Raw genomic sequence first — 3,781 nt, 5'->3', positions numbered from 1 at the left:
CCCCCCCCCCCCCCCCCCCCCCCCCCCCCCCCCGGGGTCAGTTGCCGTCGGCGGCAGGCGCGCCCGCGGGACGGGCCACCGCGCGGCGACGCGGCTTGCGCTCGGGGACGACGACCGGTTCCGCGGCGACGTCGACGACGGGCGCCACGGGCGGCTGCTCACTCGCGGAGAGCACGAACACCGCGCCCGCGCTGTCGGCCTTGGGCGCCGCCGTCGAGCGCGCCACCCGGCGCCGCCGTGGTGCCCGGCCGGGCTCCTCGGTGACCGGGGCGGGCTCGGGAGCCTGCTCCGGTTCGCCGCTCGGCTCCGGCTCGACGGCCTGCTCGGCGACCGGCTCCGGCTCGACAGCCCGCTCCGGCTCGGCGACCGGCTGCGGCTCGGCGACGGCCTCGACAGCCTCGACCTCCGGTTCCGCCTCGACGGATTCGTCTTCGGCCGTGATGACCCCGGTCAGCGCGGGGCTCTCCACCGGCGCCTCGGCCTGGGCCGCCGCCCGGCTCGCGCGGCGCGACCGGGACCGCGACCGGGACCTCGTCGGCTCGGCGGGCGTCTCTTCGACGACCTCGGGCTCGACGGATTCGCCCGCCTGCTCGGCACCTTCCTCGCCGTGGTGGGCGGCCATCGCGAGCGCGACCGGGTGGGCCCGCTTGACCGCGATGTCCTCCTCACCGTGCTCGGCGGGGGCGGTGCCGTTGGTCGCCGGGGCGGCCGCGGCGGGCTTGTCCTGACCGCTCTTGTCCTTGCCACGGCGACGGCGCGAGCCGCCCTCCTTGGCCCGGCCGGACTGCTCGTCGCCGCCCGACCCGGTGTCGACCGGGTAGGAGTGCACGAGGATGCCGCGGCCGTGGCAGTGCTCACAGGTGGTGGAGAACGCCTCGACCAGTCCGGTGCCCAGCTTCTTACGGGTCATCTGGACCAGACCGAGCGAGGTCACCTCCGACACCTGGTGCCGGGTGCGGTCGCGGCCGAGCGCCTCGGTGAGGCGGCGCAGCACCAGATCGCGGTTGGACTCGAGGACCATGTCGATGAAGTCGACGACGATCATGCCGCCGATGTCGCGCAGCCGCATCTGGCGCACGATCTCCTCGGCCGCTTCCAGGTTGTTCCTGGTGACGGTCTCCTCCAGGTTGCTCGACCCCGAACCGGTGAACTTGCCGGTGTTGACGTCGACGACGGTCATCGCCTCGGTCCGATCGATCACCAGGGTGCCGCCCGAGGGCAGCCACACCTTGCGGTCGAGCGCCTTGGCCAGCTGCTCGTCGATGCGGAAGGCCGTGAACACGTCGACACCGTTGTTCTCGTGCCGGTCGACCCGCGGCAGCAGGTCGGGCGCGACGGTGCGGACGTAGGTCTCCACGGTGCTCCAGGCCCGGTCACCCTCGATGACCAGCCGGGAGAAGTCCTCGTTGAACAGGTCGCGGATGACCTTGACCAGCAGGTCGGGCTCCTCGTAGAGGGCCTTGGGCGCGTCCTTGGCCGAGCCCTTGGCGGCCTCCTCGATGGTGCGCCAGGTGGCCTGCAGCCGCTCGACGTCGCGCGCCAGCTCGGGTTCGCTGACGCCCTCGGACGCGGTGCGGATGATCACCCCGGCGTCGGCGGGCACGATCTCGCGCAGGATCTCCTTGAGCCGCTTGCGCTCGGTGTCGGGCAGCTTGCGGCTGATGCCGGTGGAGGTGCCGCCCGGCACGTACACCAGGAAGCGGCCGGCGAGGGAGATCTGGGTGGTCAGGCGGGCGCCCTTGTGCCCGACCGGGTCCTTGGAGACCTGGACCAGCACCTGATCGCCAGGCTTGAGCGCCTGCTCGATCTTGCGTTCCTTGCCGCCGAGACCGGCGGCCTCCCAGTTCACCTCACCGGCGTAGAGCACGCCGTTGCGGCCGCGGCCGATGTCGATGAACGCCGCCTCCATGCTGGGCAGCACGTTCTGCACCTTGCCCAGGTAGACGTTGCCCACCATCGACGCCTGGCCGGAGCTGGTCACGAAGTGCTCGACCAGGATGTTGTCCTCCAGCACCGCCACCTGGGTGGTGGTCTGGTGACCCGCGTGCTCGGCGGCGTCGAACGCCTTCTCCCGCACGACCATCACCCGGTCGACCGCCTCGCGGCGGGCCAGGAACTCCGACTCGGTCAGGATCGGCGGACGACGGCGACCGGCCTCGCGGCCGTCGCGACGGCGCTGGCGCTTGGCCTCGAGCCGGGTGGAACCGGAGATGCCCTGCACCTCGTCGGAGTTGGAGCGGCCGCGGCTCTTGTTGCGCGGCTCGCGCTCGTGCACGACGGTGTTCGGCGGATCGTCCTCGGACGAGGCGTCCTCGCCCGACTCCCCGCCGACCTTGCGGCGGCGGCGACGGCGACGACGACGGCTCGCGCCCTCGGGCTGGGTGTCGTCCTCGTCGTCGGTGTCGGTGTCCTCGGCCTGCTCGGCCTCGTCGGTGGCAGGCTCGGTCGACGCGGCGGGCTCGTCGTCGGTGTCGGACTCGGCGCCCTCGGTATCGGTGTCCTCGCCGTCGGCGGACTGCTCGCCGCGGCCACGACCGCGGCCACGACGGCCACGACGACGGCGACGCGGCTGACCGTCGGCGTCGTTGTCACCGGTGGCGTCGGACTCGTCCTCGGCGGCCTCGGTCTCGGGCTCGACGTCCTCGACCGGCTCCTCGGTCCGCTTGCTCGTCCGATCGGAACGACGGCGCTTGCGCGCCTCCTCGGCGGCGGTGGCGTCCGGCGGCAGGAACAGCGGCGCCGCGACGGCGGGCGCTTCGAAGGCCACCGGCTCGACGGGGGCCGGAGCCTCCTCGGTCCGATGGGTGAACAGGTCGGTGTGCGGCGCGTTCGCGAAGACACCCTGGGTGCTCGCGACCTCGGGCGCCGAGAACATCGGCGCGGGCGCGGTGGTCGGGTCGGCCGGCTGCTCGGCGACGGGGGCGGGCGACGGCGGCGCGGCCGTCACGGGCGTGGATGCCGGGGATTCGCCGGTCTCGGCGTCGGCGGCGGCGATGGCGTCGCGCACCGTCTCGGCGACGGCGCGATCCACGTTGGATTGCACGCTGCGCGCTTCTGTTCCCAGTTCGGCCAGTTTGGCCAGGATGCGTTTGCTGGTCACTCCCAACCGCTTGGCCAGTGCATGAACTCGAATTCGCTCCGGCAATTGATCGGCATCCTGTTGTGTTGTGTCCAGCGGCTCTGTATCGGCCACGAAGTCTCCTCGGGCCCCCGGGCGCGTCCATCCCCGGTACGGGAGTGACGCGGCCGACGCGGGGGCATCGTCCGTGCACCTCGTACCGATGGTACGAGGGTCATCTGGTCTCGCCCCGCGTGTCCGGTCGCACCTCGATCGATCTTCTGGCGGGCCAACCGGTCACGCGGCGCCTGGCTGTACGGCGTGACGCCGCGCTCCGAGCGCTCATCCAGCGTGCCGGGGTGGGCGACCCCAGCAACAGGGTCGTCCGTGGCAGCGATGATCGGCATCCAACCGCGGTGTCATCCGGTCATGTCCGTCACCGCTGTCGCGTACCTGCGCGACAGGCTGTCACCAACCGCCCTGTTTGAGCATCGGCGTCGAACACGTCCGTAGTCAGTATCCCATACGGTTCGCGCGGCGATCGCCATCGGCGCATCGCGGGCGAACTCCGCGCCGCTCGAGCTCGTCGCGGGCGCCCCCGGCGCGCCGCGCGAGTTCAGCGCGGATAAGGCAGGGAAATAGGGGGACCCGAGCGCGCTCTCGCGCGTGGCGGGCTCGGGGGGGGGGGCACCGTGGTCCCGGTTGTACTGGGTGTCCCGCCCC

Annotated in this window: 1 protein-coding gene; it reads right to left on the bottom strand. The window is 72.7% G+C overall.

Annotation, left to right across the window (positions count from 1 at the left end):
- Window positions 1–37 precede the first annotated feature (37 nt).
- Complete coding sequence (locus tag QH270_RS33410; RefSeq protein ID WP_280348711.1) at window positions 38–3,193, bottom strand: translation initiation factor IF-2 N-terminal domain-containing protein; 3,156 nt, start codon at window positions 3,191–3,193, stop codon at window positions 38–40.
- Window positions 3,194–3,781: the final 588 nt, after the last annotated feature.

Origin of the sequence: Nocardia neocaledoniensis, from assembly GCF_029868625.1 — a bacterium.
GTDB lineage: Bacteria > Actinomycetota > Actinomycetes > Mycobacteriales > Mycobacteriaceae > Nocardia > Nocardia neocaledoniensis_A.
The sequence above is the reverse complement of the archived record's forward strand: the minus strand, read 5'-3'. Positions and strand labels throughout refer to the sequence as shown.